Origin of the sequence: Paenarthrobacter sp. NPDC089675 (assembly GCF_044749185.1) — a bacterium.
Lineage (GTDB): Bacteria > Actinomycetota > Actinomycetes > Actinomycetales > Micrococcaceae > Arthrobacter.
Window position 1 is genome coordinate 94,371 of record NZ_JBIVHM010000009.1, and the last position, 16,065, is coordinate 110,435.

Genomic DNA, 16,065 nt, shown 5'->3' on the forward strand with positions numbered 1-16,065 from the left:
AGGTTAGGCTGAGGGCATGAACTTCTTCTTCAAGCTTCTGGGCGCGGGCGTGAGCCTCGGCGCGGGTTTCGTCGGCACCAAGCTGGTCAACGCGGGCTGGGAAAAAGCCACGGGCAACAAGCCGCCCAAGGGCAACGACGACATGGAAACGAGCCTGCGCTCGGCGCTGACTTTCGCTTTGATCTCCGCCTTTGTGAGCACGCTCATCCAGGTGCTGGCCAGCCGTGGCACGCAGCGCGCGATCGCCCGTTTCGCCAAGTCCCAGGACATCGTCTAGCGGGGAACCCTTACCGGTCGGAGTGTTCCTCGGCTGCCCGCTGGACAACAGCTTCCAACTCGTCCGTGGTCAGCAACTCACGGTGCCCGTGCTTGGTCCGGTAGGCGGAGCGGCCAACCATGTGGGCAGCCACTGGAGCCGTAAGGAGCTGGAATATCCAGGCCACCAGGAGCACCGGCCACACCCACCACGTGCGCATTTGAAGGCCGATGGCGGCAAGCATGAGGAAGAGGCCAAGTACCTGCGGCTTGGTGGCTGCGTGCATACGGCTCATGAGGTCGGGAAACCGCAACAAGCCGATTGCCGCTCCAAGGGACATGAGGGCTCCGACCACCAGGAACACTGCAGTTACAGCATCTATGACGGCATCAACGCCGGTCGCGTCAGGAGTCATTGCTCCTCGCCCTCCTCTCCGCCACGAAGCGGGCAACAGTCACCGAGCCGATGAAGCCAATGACCGCCAGTGCCACCAAGAGCATCAGGTTGTTCAAATGCCGGTTCACGGCCATGTCCACTGCCAGGGCAGCTCCCAGGATTGCCAGCAGGACGTCGGAGGCCAGCACGCGGTCCAACAGAGACGGACCGATGGCGATCCGGATGATTGCTCCGGCGGCCGCGAGGCTCAGCACCACAGCGGTGATGACCAGGACAAGCTCTTTCACAGTGCTGCACCTTCCACTCGTGCCGGTTCGGCCCGGAGCGCTTCGACTTCGACCCGCGTTCCCATGATCCGGATCAGGCCTGCCTCTATGTTCTGTACCTCCTGGCGGATCTTCCGCACGTCCTCTTCCCCGTAAATGTTGAGCGCGTGCAAGTAGAGCGTGGAGGTTGAGCGGTCCACTTCCACCACCAGCGAGCCGGGAATGAGCGAGATGACGTGACCTGTCGCCGTCACCATCAGGTCGGAGTGGCTCCGCAAAGGAACAGCGACGATCGCGCTGCGCATCCTTGGCCCCTTCACGACGGCCAAGTAGAGGACATGGAAGCTCGCTGCGGCCACCTTGCCCAGGAAAACGAAGGCGAACTGAACAGCCCTGAACACATTGAACCGTCCGCTGAGTTCCACCGGAGGCAAGTAGAACAGCTTGGCCACGAAGATAGCGATCAAGGCGCCAAAAAGAAGGTTGCCGGGGCTGAAGTCACGCCACAGCGCGCCCCATACGATCACCAGCCAGATCAGCAGCGGGAGTTCAGTGCGGAACGAGATGGGCTTACGGCTCATTTGGCACCCCCTGGCTGGGCCGCAGCCGGAACCTGCGCCGAGTCTCCCAAGACCGAGTGGATATAGGCCGAACGGTCAAGCATGATCTCCGCAGACCCGCCGGCCAGCTTGAACAGTGGTCCGGCAAAGACGGTGAGGGCCACGCCGAAAACCACCAGCGCCGCCGTCGAACCAACCATGGTCCGCGGAAGGACGCCGACGTTGCCGGGCGTCTTCAGGACGGGGTCGGGGAACTCCGCGTCCTCGGGCTTGCGCCAGAAAGCCCTGTTCCACACCCGGGCGATGGCCAGCAGGGTCAGGAGGCTGGTGACCACGCCGCCCACCACCAGGATGATCGCCAGCGGGGTTCCCAGCTCGACGCCCGCCTGAAGAAGTCCGAGTTTCCCAAGGAATCCGGAGAACGGCGGAATACCCGCGAGGTTCATGGCCGGGACGAAGAACAGCAGGGCCAGCAAGGGCGAAAGCTTGGCCAGTCCACCAAGCCGGTCAATGGACGAGGATCCACCGCGACGTTCAATCAGGCCGGTGACCAGGAACAAGCTGGTCTGGACCGTGATGTGGTGCGCCACGTAGAAGACCGCCGCGCCCAGGCCGGTGACGGAGGACATGGCCAGCCCGAAGACCATGTAGCCGATGTGGCTGACCAGGGTGAACGACAGCAAACGCTTGATGTCGCTCTGGGCCAACGCACCAAGTATGCCCACCACCATGGTCAGCAACGCCACAATCATCAAGGGCGTATTGAGGGTGTCTCCGGGGAACAGCAGCGTCTCCGTGCGGACCATGGCGTACACGCCCACCTTGGTCAGCAGGCCAGCGAACACTGCCGTTACGGGGGCAGGAGCGGTCGGGTAGGAGTCAGGCAACCAGAAGGACAGCGGGAAAACAGCCGCCTTGATGCCGAACGCCACCAGCAACATCACATGCAGGAGGTTCTGCGTCCCTTGGTCCAGCTCGGCCAGTTTGATGGCCAGGTCCGCCATGGTGATCGTCCCCGTGGCTCCGTAGATCATGGCGATCGCGATCAGGAACAGTACTGAAGAGACCACCGACACCACCACGTAGGTCACGCCTGCGCGGATGCGGGGACCGGTACCACCCAGGGTCATGAGGACATAACTGGCGGTCAGGAGGATTTCAAAGCCGACGTACAGGTTGAACAGGTCGCCCGTCAGGAACGCGTTGGACACGCCGGCCACAAGGATCAGGTATGTGGGGTGGAAGATCGAGACCGGCGCTTCCTGGTCGCCATCGGCCATGCCTTGGCCAGTGGCGTAGATCAGGACCGCGAGGCTCACCACGGTGGAAACCACCAGCATCAGGGAGGAGAACTGGTCCACCACCAGCACTACGCCCCAAGGCGGCAGCCAGCCTCCGAGCGTCACGGACGTGGTACCACCGTCCCACACCGAGAACAGGAGGAAGCATTCCAGCAGCAGCGTCAGGCTCAGGATGCCGATGCTCACCGTGCGCTGCACAGCTGTGTGGCGAATGAGCACGAAAGCCAGCGCGGCCCCAAAGATCGGGAGAAGGACAGCGAGCGGCGACAGGTTGGCGAGATTCACGCGCTGCCTCCTTCCCGGCTTGATGCCGTTTTGGGGGTTTCCGTGGCCTCTGGATGCAGGCGTTCTTCCGGAGTGGACGGGGTGATGGCGAACTCGGAGGTTTCCAGCGGAACGATGGCGTCATCCTCGGCGTCGAAACTCGGAGTCTTGGCCACGCGGCGGTCTTCGAGGTCGTCCTGGATTTCATCCTGGCGTGCCAGTGCCCAGGTCCGGTAGATGATGCCAAGCATGAATGCCGTGACGGCAAAGGAGATGACGATGGAGGTCAGGATCAGGGCCTGTGGCAGAGGATCGTTGTACGCACCCGGGCTGGTTTCCTTGCTGAACAGCGGTGCCAGTCCCGCGTACCCGCCGGTGCTCAGGATGAGGATGTTGGTGGCATTGGCCAGCAGCATCAAGCCAAGCAGGACGCGCGTGAGGCTGCGTTCCAGGATGAGGTAGATCCCGCAGGCATACAGAATGCCCATGACGATCAGAAGGGTGAGGTTGATGCTCATGCGTTATCCTTCCCCGCGGTTACTGTCTCGCTGTCCTCGGAGATGTGCGCTCCCTTTCCTTCGAAGTGCTCGTCGATTTCGGCGCCGAGGCTGCGGAGCACGTCCAAAGCCAGGCCCACCACCACGATGTACACGCCGATATCGAAGATTGTGGACGTGACGAATTTGATGTCGCCGAACACGGGAAGCCAGAACTCGATGATTGCGCTCTGGAACACTTGTCCGCCAAGGAAGAGCGGCACGAAGCCGGACGCTGCCGCCGTCGCAAGCCCCGTCCCCAAAAGGGTTCCTGCGCTCACTGTCGCGGCCTCGCTCAACTCGAACCGGCCCCCGGCGAGGTACCGGATGGTCAGCGCCAATCCAGCCGTCAGGCCGCCTGCGAAGCCGCCGCCGGGCAGGTTGTGGCCGGCCAGGAGGAGGTAGAGGGAGAAAACGATCATCGAGTGGAAGATCAGCCTGGTGACCACCTCGAAGATGATCGAACGGCGTTCGGGGGCAAGAGTGCGGCCGGCCACAAGCCAGGCGTCGCGTGCCACGTCGCTGAACTTCCTGGCCACGGCCAGGGACGCGCCGTCGCGGGAATCGTGGCCTGTGTCAGGGCGCCGCCCGACGCTGCCTTCCGGTACTTCCGCCGCGGTCCTGATGCGGTCGCCGCGGCTCCTGACGAAGATGAGGCTCGCGACGCCGGTGGCAGCCACCGCGAGGACCGAGATCTCACCGAATGTATCCCATGCACGGATGTCCACCAGGGTCACGTTGACCACGTTCAGGCCGCCGCCGCCCTCGTAGGCCAGCCTTGGGAAGTCCAGGGAGATCGGCGTTGCCACGCGGGCGCCCATGGCATGAATGGCCACGAAGATCATGGTGATGCCGAAAGCCGCTCCGACGATCACGCGGATTACCCGCAGCCGGCCGCCGGTCCTGTCACGGAGCTCGGCCGGAAGGCTGCGCATGGCCAGCACGAACGCCACCAAGACGATCGTTTCCACGAGCATCTGGGTCAGGGCAAGGTCCGGGGCGCCCTGGAGCGCGAAGATCAATGCGATGCCGTAGCCGGTCACTGAAACCATGAGTACGGCAAGGAAGCGTTTGTTGGCCCGGACCGCGGCAAGGGCTCCCACCACGATTCCCACTCCCACGATGATCTGAAGGGGGGAGTTCGGGTCAAGGAGGTATATGCCGTCAGGCAGGGGCTTGTTCGCAGACAACATGGCCGCGAGCGGAACTGCGAAAGCGACGGTCAGGATTACCGTCAGGTAGAAGTAAAGGGAACCGCGCTGGGTGCGGCCGGTGACCCAGACGGCAATGTCATCGAGTGCTCCGATGGTGTGCTGGTACGCACGGTCGCCATCGATCCAGTCGGGTACCAGGCCCTGCACCCGGGACACGACGTTGCGTCCGTAGAACATGGCCGCGCCAACCCCGAAAGTGATCGCTGTCAGTCCCAAAGCGGGCGTGAAGCCGTGCCACAAAGCCAAGTGTCCGGCGTCGGGAGCTCCTTCCCTGCCAGCGAATAGCGCAGCGTAAGGCTGGATCCACGCGTCCACCGGCAGCGGCCAGAGACCGTAGGCGATCGTCAGGAAGCTCAGGACGGCCGGCGCCGCGAGGAATGCCGGTTTGATGGCCTTGAAGGGGGTGGGCTCCACGCCCGGTTTGGTGGCGAACGCTCCCCACATGAAGCGCGCACTGTATGCGAAAGTGAGGATGGATCCCACCACCAGGCCAACTACGATCCAGGCTGCCCAAGCGGGAGCTTTATGCGCGGTGGCGTAATGAACGAACGTCTCGAACACCGACTCTTTGGCCACGAATCCCGCCAAGGGCGGTACGCCAGCCATTGACGCGGCAGCGATCGCGGCCACCACGCCAAGGGCACGCGAGGAGCGGAAGACGCCGGAAAGCTTGCGGATATCGCGCGTGCCGGACTGGTGGTCGATGATGCCCACCACCAGGAACAACGTGGCTTTGAAGAGGCCGTGCGCCAGCAGCAGCGCAAGGCCGGCCAAAGCGGCGTCGGGCTGCCCGAGGCCCACCACCATGGTGAGGAAGCCGAGCTGGCTGACGGTGCCGTACGCAAGGATGAGCTTGATGTCCGTTTGCCGGAGGGCGCGGTAGCCACCGATGATCATGGTGGCCAGCCCAAGGCCCATGACCAGCGGCAACCAGAACTCCGACGCCGCAAAGCCCGGCGCCAGGCGGGCCACGATGTAGATGCCTGCCTTCACCATCGCTGCCGCGTGCAGATAAGCGCTGACCGGCGTGGGGGCCGCCATGGCCCCCGGTAGCCAGAAGTGGAAAGGAACCAGCGCGGATTTGGTGATGGCGCCTACCAGGACAAGTACGACGGCGGCAGTCACCGCTCCTTGCATCGGTCCGCTCATGAGCGTCCCGGCTTGGTCCAGGATTGCGGATATGCGGTACGTTCCTGCGGCTTGGCCAAGGATGATCAAACCCACCAGCATCGCCAGGCCGCCGGCTGTGGTGACCATCAGTGCCTGAAGAGCCGAGCGCCGGGCCGCGAGCCGCGTGCGGGCGTAGCCGATCAGGAGGTAGGACAGGATGGTGGTGAGTTCCCAGAAAATGAACAACATGATGAGGTCATCGGAAGTCACCAAGCCGAACATCGCTCCGGCGAAGGCCAGCAGCTGCGCACCGAAACCGCCCAGCCCGGGGTCCTTGTCCTTGAAATACCGGGCGCAGTAGACCAACACGAGCGTGCCGACGCCAAGAATCAACAGGGACATCACCCACGCCAGCGCGTCCATCCTGAAGGCGAATTCGAGCTTGAGGTCGGGAATCCAGGGCAGGACTTCGAGCAGGCTTCCGCCCGTGGCTTCGCCTGAAGGGTAGATCGCCCCGTACTGCATGACCAGCCAAACGAATGCGCCGGCGGGAACCGCCGCCAGGAGATAGAAGGCATTCCGGCGGAGCTTCCTGAAGAACAAGGGCGCCACAGTTGCCGCTGCAAAGGTGATGGCGAGAACTGTGATCACTGTTTTCTCCGCAAAGTCAGGAACGAAATGTCAAAGTTGGAGCAGGCGGTCATACGTTGGGTTCGGAAGATCCAGTTTATCAAGACGATGAGCCGGTTTTTTGCCGGAACGGCATTTGAGGAGTATCTTGCCCCCTTTCTCCACATACCGGACTGTCTTGTGAGGGCTGCCGGTCGAGGCCGGATAGCATTCTGGCTATGAACGCGGCCGCAGTTCCCGAAGCTTCCCGTCCCACCTCCGAGCTCGCCTCCGGTCCGGCTGCCTCAAGGAAGGGCCAGATCCTCGCCTGGGCTGCCTGGGACTGGGGATCGGCAGCCTTCAACGCCGTCATGACCACGTTCGTCTTCACCGTCTACCTCACCTCCAAGGCGTTCGGAGGCGAGGACACCGCGTCGGCGGCACTGGGTGCCGCGCTTGCCGTGGCGGGCCTTGCCATCGCGCTGCTTGCTCCCGTGACCGGACAGCGTTCGGACGCCGGCGGACGCCGCAAACTGTGGTTGGGAGTCAATACCGCGGCGACGGCGGTGCTCACCGCCTTGTGCTTCTTTGTGTTCCCCCAGCCGGGTTTCCTTCTCCTGGGCGTATGCCTCATCGCGCTGGCGAATGTCTTCTTCGAGTTTGCCGGGGTGAATTACAACGCCATGCTGGCCCAGATCTCGACTCCGAAGAACATCGGAAAGGTCAGCGGTTTCGGCTGGGGCATGGGCTACCTCGGGGGGATCGTCGCGCTGCTGCTGGTGCTTCAGCTCTTCGTCCAGCCATCGTTCCAATGGTTCGGTTCGTCCACCGAGGATTCGTTGAACATCCGCCTGGTGGCCATCTTCTCCGCGTTGTGGTTCTTTATCTTCGCGCTGCCCGTGCTGTTCGCAGTTCCCGAGGTTGCGGCGAGGAAGGACACGGCATCGCTCGGGTTCTTTGCTTCCTACCGCCTGCTCTTCAAGCGCATCGCCGCCATCTACCGCACCAGCCCCCACACCATCTATTTCCTGCTCTCCAGCGCCATCTTCAGGGACGGGCTGGCCGCCGTCTTCACCTTCGGCGGCGTTATTGCCGCCGGCACGTTCGGCTTCGAACTCAAGGACGTCATCTTCTTCGCTATCTTCGGCAACGTTGTGGCCGCCGTGGGGGCCATCATTGGTGGCTTCCTGGACGACCGGATCGGCCCAAAAGCTGTCATCGTCCTCTCGTTGGCCGGCCTGCTTGTCGCGGGAACGGTCATCCTGATCCTGGGCAACGGGCACTACGTCTTCTTCGGCGTCGACTGGCCCGGCTCCAACACTTTCTGGGTCTTCGGCTTGCTGCTCTGCTTGTTCGTGGGGCCGGCCCAGTCCTCGTCACGGGCCTACCTTGCCAGGCTGGCGCCAGCAGGTGAATCCGGGGAACTTTTCGGCCTCTACGCCACCACGGGCCGGGCCGTCAGCTTCCTTGCTCCAACACTTTTCACCCTGTGCATCACAATTGCCTCTCCGATTGTTGAAGAAGGTGGAGCCCAACGATGGGGCATCCTCGGAATCATGGTGGTCCTCCTGGCCGGCCTGCTGGTAATCCTTCCAGTGAAGCCTCCGGCCAGGACCAAAATCGCCGTGGTACCGGACAACTGAAAAGCCCAGCGACAGCTGAGCGCGAACGCCGCTTCACTGCGGTTTCAACAGAGTTAGGGTTGAGTTATGAACGTGGAAGAGACTGAACTCCCGGGCCTTGGCGTCCGCAAGGATTTCGTCACGGCCTCGGGCCGTCGCATCGGCGTGGTTGAGCTTCGCGAAGGCGAGACGCAGCTGTTCGTTTCGACATGGGACGACCCCGACACCTGCCAGGCTTCCATTCCCTTGACGGCCGATGAGGCCGCGCTCCTGGGAAACCTCCTGGGCGGCCAACACATCGCCATGCGACTGACGGAAGCGCACCGCGAGGTTCCGGGCATCGTGACGCGGCAATTTTCCATCACGGCCGATTGCCCCTTCGTCAACCAGCCCATGGGCAAGGCCCAGATCCGCACCCGCAGCGGCGTTTCCATCGTGGCGATCATGCGCGAAGGCGAGGTTGTTCCTTCGCCTGCACCCGACGTCGTACTTCACACTGGCGATCTGCTCGTTGCGGTGGGCACCCAGGAAGGCCTCGACTCGGCTGCCGGCATCCTCCGCAACGGCTGAACCGTATGGATCCGCTCGCCCTTGCCCTCGTCGAACTGGGGGCCGTAGTCTTCTGCCTCGGCCTCCTGGCCCGGCTTGCGGGCCGGATCGGCATGTCCCCGATCCCTCTGTACCTGGTGGGTGGGCTCGCCTTCGGCGCAGGTGGCCTGGTGAAGCTGGACGGCATGCACGAGTTCGCGCATTTATCCGGCGAGATCGGCGTGATCCTGCTGCTGTTGATGCTCGGGCTGGAATATACGGCCTCTGAACTGGTTACCGGACTCCGGCGATCCTGGCAGGCCGGTGTGCTGGACTTCGTCCTGAACTTCCTTCCCGGCGCCGGCTTGGCCGTGATCCTGGGCTGGGGACTCGTGGGCGCAATCGTCATGGGTGGCGTCACGTATATTTCCTCGTCCGGAATCGCGGCGAAAGTCATCACGGATCTAGGCCGCATCGGTAACCGCGAAACCCCGGTTGTGCTCTCCATCCTGGTCTTCGAGGACCTGGCGATGGCCATCTACCTTCCGATCCTCACCGCGATCCTTGCCGGTGTTGGCTTCCTGGGCGGGTTGCAAACAGTCGGCATCGCCTTGGCCGTGGTGACGGTCGTCCTGGTCATTGCGCTCAAGCACGGGCACCGGGTTTCGAAGGCGATCCACAGCGAGAACTCCGAAGTGTTTCTCCTCAATGTGCTGGGCCTTGCCCTGCTGGTGGCGGGCATCGCTTCAGCACTCCAGGTCTCTGCGGCCGTGGGGGCCTTCATGTTGGGCATCGCCATCTCCGGCGCCACGGCTCACAACGCCACGCGAATCCTTGAACCGCTGCGCGACCTGTTTGCAGCGATTTTTTTCGTCGCGTTCGGGCTCAATACGGATCCCCGGTCCATCCCGCCCGTCATCGGCTGGGCGCTGGTCCTTGCGATCCTTACTGCCATCACCAAGATCCTCACCGGGTACTGGGCTGCCAAGCGGGCAGGCATCGCTGTTCCCGGCCGGTTCCGCGCAGGGGCGGCCTTGATCGCGCGCGGGGAATTCTCCATAGTCATCGCCGGCCTGGCAGTTGCTTCGGGCGTAGTGCCCCACGAACTCGCGGCCCTCGCTACGGCGTACGTCCTCATCATGGCAATCATGGGACCCTTGGCGGCCCGGTTTGTGGAACCCGTGGTCAAAGCACTCCGCAGGTCACCCAAGGCCCCGCCAAGGACCTCTGAACGCACCGCCGCTTAGGGCAATCCCGGCGCTTGGGGCGCCGCCAAGTGCCGGGAGGCCAACCCCTCGGCACCGCAAAGACCTAGATGGATGTCTTGTGGAAGTTCAGGTGGCTGCGGCTCGCGGTCGGTCCGCGCTGGCCTTGGTAACGGTTGCCGTAGTCGCCGGAACCATAGGGGTGTTCCGCCGCCGAGGTCAGGCGGAAGAAACACAGCTGGCCGATCTTCATGCCGGGCCACAACTTGATCGGCAGCGTGGCAACGTTGGAAAGCTCCAGGGTCACGTGCCCGGAGAAGCCCGGATCAATGAACCCGGCAGTGGAGTGTGTCAGCAGGCCGAGCCGGCCCAGGGACGACTTGCCTTCCAGCCGCGCGGCGATGTCGTCGGGCAGGCTCACGGTCTCGTACGTGGAGCCGAGCACGAACTCTCCCGGATGCAGGATGAACGGCTCGTCGCCCTCGACCTCCACCAGGCGGGTCAGCTCGGGCTGTTCCTCGGAGGGGTCGATGTGGGCGTATTTGTGGTTGTCGAACAGACGGAAAAACCGGTCAATCCGTACATCCACCGAGGACGGCTGAACCATCGCGGGATCGTACGGTTCAAGGACAATCCGTTGGGAATCTATTTCGGCACGAATATCGCGGTCAGAGATCAGCACAGCATCAAAAATACCGCATGCATTGTTCGGGCCGTCGCGTGCGACTATAGTTCCCGGACAGGTTAAGCCGCGCCCGGACTTTGGGGGCATCGAGCATTCGCGGGGTAATTGTGGGGAAATGGGCAGCGCCTGCGGCAATCGTCGTGGCCGGAGCACTGGCACTGGGTATCGCCGGATCAAGCCAGCTCCTGCCGGCAACAGAAGCCGTACCGGGCGGCAACAGCCCGTCCAGCGCTGCACCTTCAGGACTGAAAGCTCCGGAACCAAGTACGACGGCGGACCCGGCGCCTTCCGCGGAAGCGCCCACAGGCGCCGATGAGCCAGCCGGTACCCCCGGCACCGGACCGGGTTTGCCACCGGCAAACGAACCCCCGGCACCCAACAGGCCGGTCGCCGTCGAGCCCACCATTGAGACTCCCCCGGCCGTTCCGAACATTGGCCCGTCCTGGGGCCCGGAAGCGCCAGGCGCACAGACCCCGGTGGTTCCCGGGACGGAGGATGTGGTGCCTTCCCCGAACGCTCCCGAACCTCCAGCTGAGCCGAACCCGTCGGCGCCGGCCGCCGGACCGCTTCCGGACGTGACGCCGTCGGCCTCGGAAACCAGTGCGTCGGTCCCAAGCGGCACGGCAGCTCCCAAACCCGCGCCCACGGCCTCAGGGGCTCCTTCGACCACCGCGGCACCGACAGCAAGTGCCACCCCCACGCCAAGCCCGGTCCCCACTGCCAGCCAAACGCCCACGGCAGCAACCACACCGAGCCAAAGCCAAACGCCCTTCCCCGGCAAGGCCCCCAGCGCAACCACTTCCCCTGACAACGGTGCGCTGGCACTCCTTCCGGATGACAACTCCGCCGCCATCCTCACGGTCTTCAACGCGATCAACAGCTACCGGGCATCCTTGGGCCTGGCCCCCGTGAAGTACCACGCCACGGTAGCCAACCTGGCCCAGGAGTGGTCCAACTACATTGCCAGCCGGGAAGTCATCCAGCACCGCGCCAACTTCTGGACCGATCCACGGGCCATGAACCCGAACAACGGTGCCGGTGAGGTGATCGCTGTCCGATGGGACCGCGACGCCGCCCAGCTCGTGGAGTGGTGGAAGGGCTCTCCCGGGCACGACGCCGTCCTGAGGGACCCCCGGTTCAACGTCATTGGCATCGGTATCACCTACACCGACGGCAACTGGCAGACCACACCCAACCGCTATACCTTGTGGGGAGTCGTCAACTTCTTCGGCTACACCACCCTTCCGGCAGGCACCACCACCCGCCCGGGAGGCACTGTCACACCGCCGACCGATCCGGTGGGAGCCTGCGAGCCCGGCGCCAAGTACCAGCCCCCAACAGTGGACCTCAAGGCCGCCGCCATCCGGAGTGCCGCAGACCTCGTGTCCGTTGGATCGGACGGCTCGGTGTACTCGTACCCGTCAGTGGGCAATGCAAAATACTCCCCTGCGCGCAAGATCGCCGCGGGTTTCACGGGTTTGAAGGAACTCTTCGTCTCTGACTGGGACCGCGACGGAGTGTTCGACCTGATTGCCCAAAGGACGGACGGGCAACTGTTGGTTTATCCGGGAAAGGCGTCGGGCGGCTTCGGGTCCCCTGGTGTCCTGGGCCAGGGCTGGCAGTCACTGAATATCGCCGTGGGTGAATGGTGCGCCAACAACCGGCTTCCGCAGATCGTGGCCATGGACGGCTCGGGTGGGCTCTGGCTCTACAAGAATTCCGGCCTGTCCTACATTCGCAGCCAGGCAGCCATCGGCACAGGCAACCCGGCCGTGCGGTTGAACATGGTGGATTACAACGCGGACGGGTTCCAGGACCTGTTGACGGTCGAGGCGAACGGCAACCTGCGCCTCTACCGCGGCAGCGGACTCGCCACTCCCAAGCAGGAAGCGCGTCCTGTGGTGGGCGCGGGATGGACCGACTACAACGCCCTCCGCACGCTGAAGGGCGTGGGGGGTCCGGGCACCACCGGCGTGGCCGGCCTTGGTACCAACGGCATCCTGGAGTACTGGGACCTCACCTCTGGCAGGCTCACGACGCCGATCACTGTCGGCGGCGGTTGGAGCGGCTTTAAGCTGGCACAGTAGCTGCAAGGACTCGCGTCAGGCGGTGGAACGTGATTCGATCACGGCCTTCAGTTGCTCCAACTGGGCAACCTCGGCTTCCATGGTCTTCTGGATCACGCTGTTCATCAGCTTCTGGAGACCCTTGGGGTGGTATTCCAGGGCAAACCTCAAACGCGTGGTCTTGCCCTCGGTGCTGAGGTAATACCCACCGCTGGGCCGGGCCGGGCCGGCTACGACGTCGAATCGGACTTCCGCGCCCGGACGGGCCTCCGTGATCTCGAAATCTGCCGCGATGGGCCTGCCGCCGGGTCCCGTCAGCGTCTGCTGGTAGACCGCGCCCTTCTCGCCACGCACGCCGGAACGAAGGGCCATGCTGCGAACACCCGACCGCCAGAGGGAGTTGTTGAGGCCATCCATGAGGAATGAGTACACGGTCATGGCATCCCTGTTGATCACCACTTCATGGGCTGCAAATGCCATGGAAACCTCTTTCGGCGTAAGGTCGAATGGTCGTAGCCCGGTTCCCCATACACTGCAGCTAACACCTTCAGAATAGTCAGCCCCGTCCCCCAACAACACACGAGCCACCGAGCCTTGACCGAATGGTTACCTGACATGCCGGCCCGGGACCGGTAGGCTTCCTGCGGCTGGTAAATACCGATGTGGGGGATTCATGCGGGCACGGAACCATCAACTTTCAGCAGGAAAAGTACGACGACGGCTGGCCGCCGGCGCTGTCTTCCTCGCCATGGCCGTGGCCGCCGGTGCGGGCGTCGCCACACCGGCAGAAGCAAAAGCACCGGCAGGCCCGACGCCGGTGAGCGCGGCCCCGGCGGGTCTGCTGCCGCCGTCGTTCGTTTCCCAAACCGCGGTTCCCACCACCGTGAACCCGCTCCCCAGCGTGGATCCGGTCGGTGACCCGGCGAGCTTCTCGGTGCTGGTCAACAAGTCCCGGCCGCTCAATCCTGCGAGTTACGCTCCGAACGACCTCATCAACGCCCGTGGATCGGGACAGTACTTGAGGAGCGAGGCGGCCGCCTGGCTCAACGGCCTGTTCCAGGGGGCAGCGGATGCGGGCACCGGGGGCCTCTCGATCGTGAGCGGGTACCGGTCCTATGCCCAACAGCAGCAGGTGTACTCGTACTACGTCAGCATCTACGGCCAGGCTTACGCGGACACCATCTCGGCACGTCCCGGCTACAGCGAGCATCAGACGGGGCTCGCCGTGGATGTGGGCAACCAGGCTGGTTCCTGCGGCCTCGATACGTGCTTTGGGGATACCGCCGCAGGCAAGTGGGTTGCCGCCAACGCCTACAAGTACGGCTTCATTGTCCGCTACCCCAACGGCTACACCGGAATCACGGGGTACAGCTATGAGCCGTGGCACCTGCGTTACGTCGGAGTTGCCCTCGCCACCGAGATGAACCGTTTGGGCTACCCGACCCTTGAGCAGTACTTCGCCGGAAATCCGGCCGCCGGTGCGAGCATCAAGTCCGGCGCGGACCTTGTTGCCGCCGACTCCTCGGGGCGCCTGCTGCGTTACCCGGCGACGACCGTGGGCAACTACGCAGCGCCCGTGCAGATCGGTTCCGGGTGGACCGGGCTAAAGCAGGGCTTCGTGGTGGACTGGGACATCGATGGCGTCTACGACATCCTGGCCCAGTGGAACAACGGCGTCCTGGGCGTCTATCGGGGGCTCCCCGGAGGCGGGTTCGCCGGGCAGGTTGTGGTGGGCAACGGCGGCTGGGACCAGATGACCATCACGGTGGGCAAATGGTCGCACGCGCATCCGCGCCCAAGCGTGGTGGGCTACTTCCCGGACGGCGTGCTGCGCTACTACCCCAATACCTTCGGCGGCGCCCTCAGCGGCCCGCAAATCATCGGCAAGGGCTGGAACGGCATGGAGTTGACCATGGCGGACTGGGAGGGCGATGGCGCCAACGACATTCTGGCCAAGTCACCCTCCGGCTCGCTGATCAACTATCGCGGCGACGGCTGGGCGGGTTTCTTCGGACCCGCGACAACCGTAGGAACCGGTTGGCAGTACATGCGCACACTGCTCCCCAGCTTCGGTCTGACCGGCGCCGGAACACGGGGAATCACCGCGCAAACCGTGGAGGGCAACCTCTACAACTACGGCCTTGGACGCAGTCAGTGGACTACGTACTCGCAAGTCGGCTCGGGCTGGAACAGCTTGAAGATCTTCAAGTAGCAGCGTGCCTGTCCGGAAGTGGCTTTGAACTGCGCTAAGCTGGGATTCGCTTCGGCTTGGCCGGGGCGATGCGGGCGTAGCTCAATGGTAGAGCGCTAGCTTCCCAAGCTCGATACGCGGGTTCGATTCCCGTCGCCCGCTCCACTCATCTTCAGACCCCGCTCCACGCACCGCCGTTAAGGGGATTGGCTGCCCACAAGGCCGTGCTAACGGCCTTCTACGCCGGGAACCCCCGCTTCGGGGCGCTGCTCCCCCGTTCCGGCGGGTTACTCCCGGAGTGCACGGAGAACCCGCATCTTGAACTGCTGCTCCTGGAACAGGTCCCGCCACTGCACCCAGATGAACTTCCAGCCGAGCTCCATGAGTGCTTTCTCCCGCTGCCTTTCCCGGTAGATGACCTCGTCCGTCGGTGCGTAGTCGAAGTACTTGATCTTTCCGTCGAACTCCAGTGCCACTTTCTTAGCCCGCCCAGGCAAAGTCGAGGCGGTGCCTGCCTTCCGGCGAGTCCACTTCCACCTGCAGCTCAGGCATCTCCAGGCACAGTCGCTGAAGGAGTTCCCGCGAGAGCGTCTCGCCCGGCGATTCCGACCTCGCATCAGCGCATTCCAATGCCTTCCGCAGTGTACGGACGCCGTTTCTGCCGGCCATGGATGCGCAAACCTGCCCCAGCCTCCCCGCATCCAAGCCCTTCCGCAGGGCATGGTCCACCAGTATCAGGGACTGGCGAAAGCCCATGGTGAGGCAGCAATCCACCACAGTACGCAGCAGCGAGGTGCAAGGCATCCCGTCAATGAACACGATGTCTGCGGGCCGGAGGTTTGCCGCATGGGCAACCACGTCGCGGCCGTGTGACCCGGCGGATACGGGCGTGCCCTGCGTCAGGTGCACCCTGTGGTCCTCGACCCAGACAAACAATCCGTGGAGACGTGCGGCGGAGGCATGGCTGTAGACCAACCCGCCGCTGGACGTGGTCAAGGTACCGTGGGCATGTGCGGCAATCAGTTGCCGGGAACGTACTCCCGTTTTCTGCGTCTGCCATGCGGTGGCGCGGATGTAGCAGCCGCGCCGAAGCCGAACGAGGTTGCCTTGCCGGACGAGCCCAGCAATCCTGCGATCGTTGTAGCCGGCCTGGTGCAGTTCATCGGTCCGCCAGAGGTCTTGGCCCGGGAGCAGCGGGGCTTTGTTTCCGTCCATGGGACGAACCTTCCATGCCATGAACAGGCGAACCACCATTG

16 protein-coding genes and 1 tRNA gene are annotated in these 16,065 nt (G+C 63.8%); 7 read left to right on the forward strand and 10 right to left on the reverse strand.

The features are described from left to right. The first annotated feature begins 16 nt into the window (after window positions 1-16). Window positions 17-277, forward strand: coding sequence for a DUF4235 domain-containing protein (locus ACIPY2_RS17870; RefSeq protein ID WP_400267739.1), 261 nt, complete (start codon window positions 17-19; stop codon window positions 275-277). A gap of 10 nt (window positions 278-287) precedes the next feature. Here ACIPY2_RS17870 and mnhG read toward each other — a convergent pair whose 3' ends face one another. Genes mnhG through ACIPY2_RS17900 form a run of 6 tightly spaced genes read right to left on the reverse strand, consistent with a single transcriptional unit; the run spans window position 288 to window position 6,554 of the window. Further along, window positions 288-671: a monovalent cation/H(+) antiporter subunit G gene (mnhG, locus tag ACIPY2_RS17875; protein WP_400267740.1), complete on the reverse strand. Its 384-nt coding sequence runs from the start codon at window positions 669-671 to the stop codon at window positions 288-290. Beyond that, window positions 661-939: a monovalent cation/H+ antiporter complex subunit F gene (locus ACIPY2_RS17880; RefSeq protein WP_400267741.1), complete on the reverse strand. Its 279-nt coding sequence runs from the start codon at window positions 937-939 to the stop codon at window positions 661-663. Before ACIPY2_RS17880 ends, mnhG begins: the two co-directional genes overlap by 11 nt. After that, the gene (locus ACIPY2_RS17885) at window positions 936-1,499 is read right to left on the reverse strand and encodes a Na+/H+ antiporter subunit E (RefSeq protein ID WP_400267742.1); all 564 of its coding nucleotides are present in this window, start codon (window positions 1,497-1,499) and stop codon (window positions 936-938) included. Before ACIPY2_RS17885 ends, ACIPY2_RS17880 begins: the two co-directional genes overlap by 4 nt. After that, window positions 1,496-3,064 carry a Na+/H+ antiporter subunit D gene (locus ACIPY2_RS17890; protein ID WP_400267743.1) on the reverse strand — a complete coding sequence of 523 codons (1,569 nt, stop codon included), beginning with the start codon at window positions 3,062-3,064 and terminating at the stop codon, window positions 1,496-1,498. Before ACIPY2_RS17890 ends, ACIPY2_RS17885 begins: the two co-directional genes overlap by 4 nt. Continuing rightward, entirely contained in the window at window positions 3,061-3,561 is a 501-nt protein-coding gene (locus ACIPY2_RS17895) for a Na(+)/H(+) antiporter subunit C (protein WP_400267744.1), read from the reverse strand. Before ACIPY2_RS17895 ends, ACIPY2_RS17890 begins: the two co-directional genes overlap by 4 nt. Continuing rightward, window positions 3,558-6,554, reverse strand: a complete 2,997-nt coding sequence (locus tag ACIPY2_RS17900; RefSeq protein WP_400267745.1) for a Na+/H+ antiporter subunit A — start codon at window positions 6,552-6,554, stop codon at window positions 3,558-3,560. Before ACIPY2_RS17900 ends, ACIPY2_RS17895 begins: the two co-directional genes overlap by 4 nt. Before the next feature lie 197 nt (window positions 6,555-6,751). On the opposite strand from ACIPY2_RS17900, the gene ACIPY2_RS17905 reads away from it, so the two are divergent. The 3 genes from ACIPY2_RS17905 (at window position 6,752) to ACIPY2_RS17915 (ending at window position 9,909) form a co-directional block, all read left to right on the forward strand. Beyond that, window positions 6,752-8,155 carry an MFS transporter gene (locus ACIPY2_RS17905; protein WP_400267746.1) on the forward strand — a complete coding sequence of 468 codons (1,404 nt, stop codon included), beginning with the start codon at window positions 6,752-6,754 and terminating at the stop codon, window positions 8,153-8,155. A gap of 66 nt (window positions 8,156-8,221) precedes the next feature. Beyond that, window positions 8,222-8,704 carry a cation:proton antiporter regulatory subunit gene (locus tag ACIPY2_RS17910; RefSeq protein WP_400267747.1) on the forward strand — a complete coding sequence of 161 codons (483 nt, stop codon included), beginning with the start codon at window positions 8,222-8,224 and terminating at the stop codon, window positions 8,702-8,704. 5 nt (window positions 8,705-8,709) lie between these two features. After that, the gene (locus ACIPY2_RS17915) at window positions 8,710-9,909 is read left to right on the forward strand and encodes a cation:proton antiporter (protein WP_400267748.1); all 1,200 of its coding nucleotides are present in this window, start codon (window positions 8,710-8,712) and stop codon (window positions 9,907-9,909) included. 64 nt (window positions 9,910-9,973) lie between these two features. Here the strand turns inward: ACIPY2_RS17915 and dcd are convergent, their stop codons facing one another. Beyond that, window positions 9,974-10,549: a dCTP deaminase gene (gene dcd, locus ACIPY2_RS17920; RefSeq protein WP_400267749.1), complete on the reverse strand. Its 576-nt coding sequence runs from the start codon at window positions 10,547-10,549 to the stop codon at window positions 9,974-9,976. A 110-nt stretch (window positions 10,550-10,659) separates the two neighbouring features. Between dcd and ACIPY2_RS17925 the strand changes: the two genes are divergently transcribed. Continuing rightward, window positions 10,660-12,639, forward strand: coding sequence for a CAP domain-containing protein (locus ACIPY2_RS17925; RefSeq protein ID WP_400267750.1), 1,980 nt, complete (start codon window positions 10,660-10,662; stop codon window positions 12,637-12,639). Between the two features lie 15 nt (window positions 12,640-12,654). Here the strand turns inward: ACIPY2_RS17925 and ACIPY2_RS17930 are convergent, their stop codons facing one another. Beyond that, a complete protein-coding gene (locus ACIPY2_RS17930; protein WP_400267751.1) occupies window positions 12,655-13,098 on the reverse strand; it encodes an SRPBCC family protein in 444 nt (147 codons plus the stop codon). Window positions 13,099-13,291: 193 nt separating this feature from the next. On the opposite strand from ACIPY2_RS17930, the gene ACIPY2_RS17935 reads away from it, so the two are divergent. Together ACIPY2_RS17935 and ACIPY2_RS17940 are read left to right on the forward strand one after the other, a co-directional pair. Next, window positions 13,292-14,830 (forward strand): D-alanyl-D-alanine carboxypeptidase family protein, encoded by a 1,539-nt coding sequence (locus ACIPY2_RS17935; protein ID WP_400267752.1) that lies wholly within the window; start codon window positions 13,292-13,294, stop codon window positions 14,828-14,830. Between the two features lie 70 nt (window positions 14,831-14,900). Further along, a tRNA-Gly gene (locus tag ACIPY2_RS17940) sits at window positions 14,901-14,974 on the forward strand. Window positions 14,975-15,096: 122 nt separating this feature from the next. Here the strand turns inward: ACIPY2_RS17940 and ACIPY2_RS17945 are convergent. Continuing rightward, entirely contained in the window at window positions 15,097-15,285 is a 189-nt protein-coding gene (locus ACIPY2_RS17945; RefSeq protein ID WP_400267753.1) for a hypothetical protein, read from the reverse strand. 4 nt (window positions 15,286-15,289) lie between these two features. Beyond that, window positions 15,290-16,024 carry a hypothetical protein gene (locus tag ACIPY2_RS17950; RefSeq protein WP_400267754.1) on the reverse strand — a complete coding sequence of 245 codons (735 nt, stop codon included), beginning with the start codon at window positions 16,022-16,024 and terminating at the stop codon, window positions 15,290-15,292. Window positions 16,025-16,065 lie beyond the last annotated feature (41 nt).

What these genes read in the sequence shown, in the direction of transcription:
- ACIPY2_RS17885 (WP_400267742.1), bottom strand. Translation starts at nt 1,499, where the DNA reads ATGAGCCGTAAGCCCATCTCGTTCCGCACTGAACTCCCGCTGCTGATC.
- ACIPY2_RS17950 (WP_400267754.1), bottom strand. Translation starts at nt 16,024, where the DNA reads ATGGACGGAAACAAAGCCCCGCTGCTCCCGGGCCAAGACCTCTGGCGG.
- mnhG (WP_400267740.1), bottom strand. Translation starts at nt 671, where the DNA reads ATGACTCCTGACGCGACCGGCGTTGATGCCGTCATAGATGCTGTAACT.
- ACIPY2_RS17935 (WP_400267752.1), top strand. Translation starts at nt 13,292, where the DNA reads ATGCGGGCACGGAACCATCAACTTTCAGCAGGAAAAGTACGACGACGG.
- ACIPY2_RS17870 (WP_400267739.1), top strand. Translation starts at nt 17, where the DNA reads ATGAACTTCTTCTTCAAGCTTCTGGGCGCGGGCGTGAGCCTCGGCGCG.
- ACIPY2_RS17910 (WP_400267747.1), top strand. Translation starts at nt 8,222, where the DNA reads ATGAACGTGGAAGAGACTGAACTCCCGGGCCTTGGCGTCCGCAAGGAT.
- ACIPY2_RS17905 (WP_400267746.1), top strand. Translation starts at nt 6,752, where the DNA reads ATGAACGCGGCCGCAGTTCCCGAAGCTTCCCGTCCCACCTCCGAGCTC.
- ACIPY2_RS17930 (WP_400267751.1), bottom strand. Translation starts at nt 13,098, where the DNA reads ATGGCATTTGCAGCCCATGAAGTGGTGATCAACAGGGATGCCATGACC.
- ACIPY2_RS17915 (WP_400267748.1), top strand. Translation starts at nt 8,710, where the DNA reads ATGGATCCGCTCGCCCTTGCCCTCGTCGAACTGGGGGCCGTAGTCTTC.
- ACIPY2_RS17895 (WP_400267744.1), bottom strand. Translation starts at nt 3,561, where the DNA reads ATGAGCATCAACCTCACCCTTCTGATCGTCATGGGCATTCTGTATGCC.